Source organism: Flavobacterium sp. FG19 (genome assembly GCF_057809475.1).
This window is the reverse complement of record NZ_JBMDKA010000005.1, coordinates 235762-242262: the sequence shown is the minus strand read 5'-3', so window position 1 is coordinate 242262 and position 6501 is coordinate 235762. Positions and strand designations below refer to the sequence as shown.

Annotated in this window: 10 protein-coding genes; all 10 read right to left on the bottom strand. The window is 27.4% G+C overall.

What is annotated here, in order from left to right; translation table 11 throughout:
* Positions 1–130 precede the first annotated feature (130 nt).
* Entirely contained in the window at positions 131–457 is a 327-nt protein-coding gene (locus tag ACODST_RS07710) for a hypothetical protein (RefSeq protein ID WP_488931535.1), read from the bottom strand.
* A gap of 124 nt (positions 458–581) precedes the next feature.
* A complete protein-coding gene (locus ACODST_RS07705; protein WP_488931534.1) occupies positions 582–818 on the bottom strand; it encodes a DUF7336 domain-containing protein in 237 nt (78 codons plus the stop codon).
* A 78-nt stretch (positions 819–896) separates the two neighbouring features.
* A complete protein-coding gene (locus ACODST_RS07700; protein ID WP_488931533.1) occupies positions 897–1613 on the bottom strand; it encodes a barstar family protein in 717 nt (238 codons plus the stop codon).
* 431 nt (positions 1614–2044) lie between these two features.
* Positions 2045–2533, bottom strand: a complete 489-nt coding sequence (locus tag ACODST_RS07695; RefSeq protein ID WP_488931532.1) for a hypothetical protein — start codon at positions 2531–2533, stop codon at positions 2045–2047.
* A 777-nt stretch (positions 2534–3310) separates the two neighbouring features.
* Positions 3311–4195, bottom strand: coding sequence for an RHS repeat-associated core domain-containing protein (locus ACODST_RS07690; protein ID WP_488931538.1), 885 nt, complete (start codon positions 4193–4195; stop codon positions 3311–3313).
* A 67-nt stretch (positions 4196–4262) separates the two neighbouring features.
* Complete coding sequence (locus tag ACODST_RS07685) at positions 4263–4679, bottom strand: DUF4279 domain-containing protein (RefSeq protein WP_488931531.1); 417 nt, start codon at positions 4677–4679, stop codon at positions 4263–4265.
* Positions 4680–4682: 3 nt separating this feature from the next.
* Positions 4683–4805: a polymorphic toxin type 33 domain-containing protein gene (locus tag ACODST_RS07680; RefSeq protein WP_488931530.1), complete on the bottom strand. Its 123-nt coding sequence runs from the start codon at positions 4803–4805 to the stop codon at positions 4683–4685.
* Between the two features lie 107 nt (positions 4806–4912).
* Positions 4913–5251, bottom strand: a complete 339-nt coding sequence (locus ACODST_RS07675; protein ID WP_488931529.1) for a hypothetical protein — start codon at positions 5249–5251, stop codon at positions 4913–4915.
* A gap of 160 nt (positions 5252–5411) precedes the next feature.
* Positions 5412–5813: a hypothetical protein gene (locus ACODST_RS07670; RefSeq protein ID WP_488931528.1), complete on the bottom strand. Its 402-nt coding sequence runs from the start codon at positions 5811–5813 to the stop codon at positions 5412–5414.
* 244 nt (positions 5814–6057) lie between these two features.
* Complete coding sequence (locus tag ACODST_RS07665; RefSeq protein ID WP_488931527.1) at positions 6058–6498, bottom strand: hypothetical protein; 441 nt, start codon at positions 6496–6498, stop codon at positions 6058–6060.
* Positions 6499–6501: the final 3 nt, after the last annotated feature.

Sequence of the window (6501 nt, the reverse complement as noted above, 5' to 3'; positions counted from 1 at the left end):
AATTAAAAAGTCAAACCCCGTTATTTTAAACTTACACACTTTTTAGGATAGTGTCACCCAAAATTTTAGACACTCTTTTGGATGCAGTTCAAATATATTTATGTAACTATTCGTAGTAAGGCTTGATAGATTACAATTCCAAACGTTCGGTAGTAGAAGTCAATATAATATTTATTAAAATTCCCTTGTCTTTTATAGAGAAAAAAGAACTCCAAACATTTATTCTGTCTTTTACTTTAATAGGTTTGTAATCTTCGTTAGCGATATATTCTTTTAATTCGATTAGTTCTTTCCTGCTAAATTCGTCTATTTCATTACTAACAATAAGAGTATTAATCCATTGCTTTAAAGATAAATATTCATCAGCTTCGAAAACCTGAGCTATATAAGTACCGCCATTAAAAACCTCAACTATAATAGTATATAAGTTGTTTTTATCTTCTATTTCCTTTTCCATGTCTACTATGATTTTCACCACTAAAATCAGCTTTCTTTTTTAAATGCTTTACTTGGGGCTTTTTGATAAATTAATTACGAAATCATATTGATTTAATGACGAATATAGTTTATGATATTGAATCTTAGTCTGCTGAATTTGCTTCATCCCAACTTATAAATCCTGATTTCCATTCATGATGATCTAACTTACATTCACTTATTTGAAAACAAATTTCATCAAATTTATTAAACCCAGGTAAATCTTTTAATTCTTTTACGACATTCAGAGCATTTTCTCTTGTAGTAAAAACTCCAATAAATTTAATTTCTTCAATGTCCTCAAATTCATAAACATGTTCTAAAATATATACATTTTCCATTTTTTTTATATTATTCACAATTGAAGGTCTCTTTATTGCTATATAAAATTGTAATACAGTTTTCTAAGAGACTAATGACTATTTTTTATTAACATAAAATCCAAATTCTTCAAGAATAACAATAATTTCTTCAAGATAATTTTTACTATAAATAGTAAAAGTCTCTGCAAGATTTTTATAGTTAGCTATATTAACTACATTCTTATTGCTATTTTTATCTAGTTTTGCTTCTTTAAAAGAATCGGCTAATGAATCTAATCCATTGCCTATATACCTTCGATTTCCTAATAATTTTTCTGCGAAAGTATTGAAGAAGTCATATTTGCTTTCAATATTATTTCCATCTATTTCTATTATTTTATTGTTTGGAATTTCTTTAGGTATTCCAGAAAATAATAAAGTTGCTAAAGTTGATACATATTGATTCTTTCTGATGGAGTCATATATATCATTATGTTTATTCCAGAAATAAAACAGGTCAATCAAATCTTGATCATAATCATAGTTTGCATCTGAAAAGTCAACTTCGCAATCTATTATTAAACAATTTAGATTTTTATTGCATTTTAGTTGTTTCTTGAGAAGAATTTCATATTCATTTATATATACTTTTTCTCCATAAATGTTATTAATGAAACCTAAAAATGTAATTTTTTCCCCATTTTTAATATTGATGTTTTCATTATCCAGTATTAAATTATAGAAATAAAAATTTGTATCATCTTCTAAGTATACATAATCAGAGCTAAGAATTCTCTGTTTTTTATAATAAAGTTCAAATTCAATGATTTTCATAAATAAATTTTATCTGAGTGTGAGTTTAAAATGGAGTAATTTTCGCATAATTATGGTTTTTACCCCATCCATATACGATGGTTCCGTCTGATTTTGTCAATTTAAGTATTCTTAAGCCAGATTGAGGACCGCCACCAGGAACTTTATAATTTAAGGCGCCTGCCCAATCAGGAGATTCTCTTCCCATATATGTATCATGCGGATGTAAATAGGTAAACTTTTTAGAGTTGATACATATTTTTATTTTGCGATATAATTTTTGTAGTATTAATGAACTACAATTAAAAAACTAGAATAAATACTGTTTTTCTATGACTGTATTACAAACACTGCGTCTTTAAATCTAAGTACGTACTTTATAGTCGAGTACCTGAATGATAGAAAAACGGACTCACTTAAGAAACGGGTGGGAATAACCGCGTAATTGGCAGTTATTCCCAGTCTGAATATATATATGTTTTGTATAATTTTTTATTAAAATCGTAGGTTACTGATGGACTTGGGTATGATTCGACGAAAATTAAGATTTTCTTCTCCATAATTTCTCCAATCCATTCAATAAAACCAAAGAAACTTACCACATCTTGTGAATTCAGATTCAAAACAGAATCAGTATAAAATTCAATTTCGTTAGATTCAAAAAAAGCATTTGTGACAGTCAATTTTCCTAAATCAATTTTCAATTCTTTTATACCATTATCATCAAAAAAAACATCATTAATTGATGAGGGAATCATTTGTTTTCTTCCTTCGCAAGTATATTCCATCGGAAAAGTATAAAAGTTTTTTAAGTTTTTTAGTAGTTTGTTATAATCTTCAATAGTAGTATTTAGAAGTTTTGCTTCTAATACGATGTCATCCTCATTTAAGTCAATAATGAGTTTATTCCAAATTAATTCTATATTTTTAATGTTTATCATAATCCTCTTTCTAAAAAGCCCAAAAACTCTTTACTCCCTTCATAAAATCAGTTGTTTAATCCATTATCAATTTATACTTTGAAAAATTTAAAAATCATCTTCATTTTTTAATACCCTTGGTAAGAAATCGTTCGCAACAGAAAAAATGAATTTCCACTCTTCGGAGTTGATTAAAATCTCAGTTTTAGATGAGTAAAATTTAAAAACTAATTGTTTTTCTTCTGAAACTCCAATTTCTAAAAAAAGAATTATTTACTATTTTTCAAGGATAAATAGAGCTCCTAAAGAGATATTGTTGTCAAATTAATTCATATTCAAACAAAATACTTACTGATGATATTCTAATATCATTGAGTATTCGAAATACCAAGGTAATTAATTCTCACATAATTACTAACAGTGTACATTAAGTAAAAAGTACCTAATATGTATATAAGTGTTAATACATAATGGATAATATTAGTATTTATTAATTCAGAAAATATGATCTTACCAAACCTTTTGTTTTTATAATAAATAATGTAATTAAAAATAAAGGGAATTATAAAAGCTATATACATTAAAATTGTTGGCTGAACTTTTGCAAAAACAAAAAAATATAATATACCAATAAGGCTAAACATGTTTATACTTTGAAGCCCGCAAAATATTATAAAAGAATGTATTTTCATATCCTCATTATTCTTATCTAAAAAGTTATAATGTGTCATCTTTAAAAACTTATAGATGTTAATTAAAATTATATCGAAAAAAATCATTTTTTAATTTATTATAAAATTATTTATCTTCACGACTTGTTGGTAGCCCACCTAATCTTAACATGAATGCTGTGGTTTTGTGAACGAAAGCATTAGGGTTGGTTACTTGATTCTCAATTTGGGGATGATATTTTTGTCCTATATAATTACCAGGTATTGTGCCTAATGCAAAGATAGGGAAACGAGTGTTAATTGCATTTATAGCATGATCAAAGTTTCTCCTATCTTCATTTATGTAGCCAAGTTGGTATTGTCTTTCTGTACTCACTGCCCCTAAAATAGCTAAGCCAGTTCCTCCATATTTAAGACCATATCCAAGAGTTCCCAGAAATTGAGTTTCCGCTTTGGCAGATTGAATCAAAGAACTTGATATTTTTGCACTTCCTCCTCCATTGTATCCCATTTTCCAAACTTTATCTATTCCATTATAATTGAATATAAATTTATTTGCATCTAATGCTTTCATATAATTATCTAGAGGAGCTAATGTTCCTGCAGTGTTTAGGCTCATTGTTAAAAAATTATTTGCATCATCAAATGGAGTGAATCGATTAAGAGGTCTCGCTTCAAACTCATAAGAACTAGTTACGTCATTCCAATAATAATCTCCTTCGGGTTGAGCACTATGTCTTATACCTGGAGTTGTTGGCTCAATATCAAATCCTCCATCAGGATCAATAGTTCCAATCGGGTTGTTCCCCATTCCTAAATAAGGAGAAGCATATTGTCCGTAAGGATCGGGAGATAACCATCTTCCAATTCGTCCGTCCCAAAGCCTCAGCTGGAATGCTTCCATTCCGGTTTCGGGATCCAGTTCCTGTCCTTGGAAAGCATAACGATAACTCAACGAATTACGTGAGGGTAATAATTCTCCAAAAGGATAATAATCAGCAAATGATTTAATTGCCGGACTACCGCTTTCTTTTTCTATAACCGCCCTAACGTTTATGAATATTTACAAAGAAAGATACTTATTCTGATAGATTACTATTAAAAGAATACATATCAAATTCAATATCAAAACCATTTAAATTTAAAAATTCAATAATGTTATTATTTAAAAAAATAGAAGGCATTTCTTGATCATAAATATTTATAACGACCTCAACTCGTTTTACAGAAAAATCAATTTCAGAAATTAATTTTTTAATATCTGCATGATATAACTTTAGCTTATTAAGGAGCTCTTCTAAAACCTCTTCAACAAACAAAGACTCAACATATCCTGAGTCAAATAATTCAATTCCTGAGTCAACTCTTGTTTTTATAATTTTAAAATCTACAATACCTCTGTCATTAAAATATTCAGTTAATTCACTCTTATTACTGGCTGCAGAATCTGTTTCATAAGCAAGATTTAAATAGCATCTTATATTTGTATTATCCATTTTCTATTTTATATAATAACCCGTTGCAATTCCTTCTCCTTTTCCACCTTTTTTAAAGATAAATATTTCTTTTGTTGCATTATCCACATATAAATCATATTGAGCAACGGGTGCTTTTTTACCCAAAAACTCATATTTAAATAGACTGCATCCAAAATTTTAAACACTCTCTTGGATGCAGTTCAAATATATTTATGCAACTATTCGTAGTAAGCTTTGATAGATTACAATTTCTAACGTTCGCCAGTTGAAGTCAATATAATATTTATTAAAATTCCCTTGTCTTTTATTGAAAAAAAAGAACTCCAAACATTTATTCTGTCTTTTATTTTAATAGGTTTGTAATCTTCGTTAGCAATATATTCTTTTAATTCGATCAATTCTTTCCTGCTAAATTCGTCTATTTCATTACTAACAATAAGATTATTAATCCATTGCTTTAAAGATAAATATTCATCAGCTTCGAAAACCTGAGCTATATAAGTACCGCCATTAAAAACTTCAACTATAATAGTATATAAGTTATTTTTATCTTCTATTTCCTTTTGCATTTCTACTATGGTTTTCGCCATTAAAATCTGCTTTTTTTTAACACGCGATCTTCTTTCGTTATAAAAGAACTTCACTAAAGTATTGACAACTTTTTTAATATTTTTAAATTAGAGATTTTTAGAATTAGAAAAATGAGACTATTTAAGAAAAAGTGTTTTTTTTCTTGTGAAATATAATGATTTAGGCTTGAGTAATGATATTATCATGTTCCAAATTACGATGATTATTAAATATTCTATCTTCTTTTAGCCACTTATTAGTTCCTATTAACAGTCCCCCAGCAATTATATAATGAGTTGTATTATCAGCTACAAATTCGAAAATCTTCCGTTTATAATTACATAAACTTTTATCTATAGTAATGGGTAGTAATTCTTCATTTATTTGCCTAATCTCTATGTTATTTAAATCTGCTGGTATACTAATATAGCTTACGTTCCATAATTCTATATCAATATTGAATGACGTTTCAATAGAATAATCATCATCTTCAGGGAATTGCATATCACTTCTTAAAAGTAGAGAATTATGACTTACTGTATAAGCTAAAATTCTAAAATATCTGTTTGATTGAAATAACATTTACTATTTTATTTAATTATTTTTTAATGCTTGTTACTAATAAGGAGAATAACCGCTGTATTTTTTAATTCCGTCAGCAAAATCATAATAGAAAGTCGTTTTCTTTTGTAATGTAGGATTATTTCATATTGTATGCATTTCCTAATTTGTATAGTTCAAAAGGATGATGATTCTAGGGAATCAAATCAGTTATATATAAATGTCCAAAGTCAGAGACATTTGCCAACCTTTGATACAAACTCTTTCAAGAGCAATGGTATTTTGCTTTATTCCTGCTATTAATTTGTTGAGAAAATATTATTTCATCATGTTGTAAGTTAAGATCATAATTGAGTATTCTATTCTCTTTTCCCCAGCGATTACTTGCGATTAATAATCCACCCGCTATAATATAGTATTTTTTATTATCAATAGTGATTTCAAATATTTTCCTGTCAAATTCGCATAAATTTTTGTCTACATCAATAGGTAATAAATCTATTGTTATTTCTTTAATTTCTATATTATTTATAAAAGAAGGAATTCCAATATATGCTACATCCCATATCTCAATATCAATATTAAATGAAGTTTCTATTGAATAATCATCATGGTCAGGATAGAACATATTGCTTCTTAAAAGTAAAGAATTATGACTTACAGTATAAGCCCAAATTCTAAAATATCGGTTTGATTTATAAATCATTTT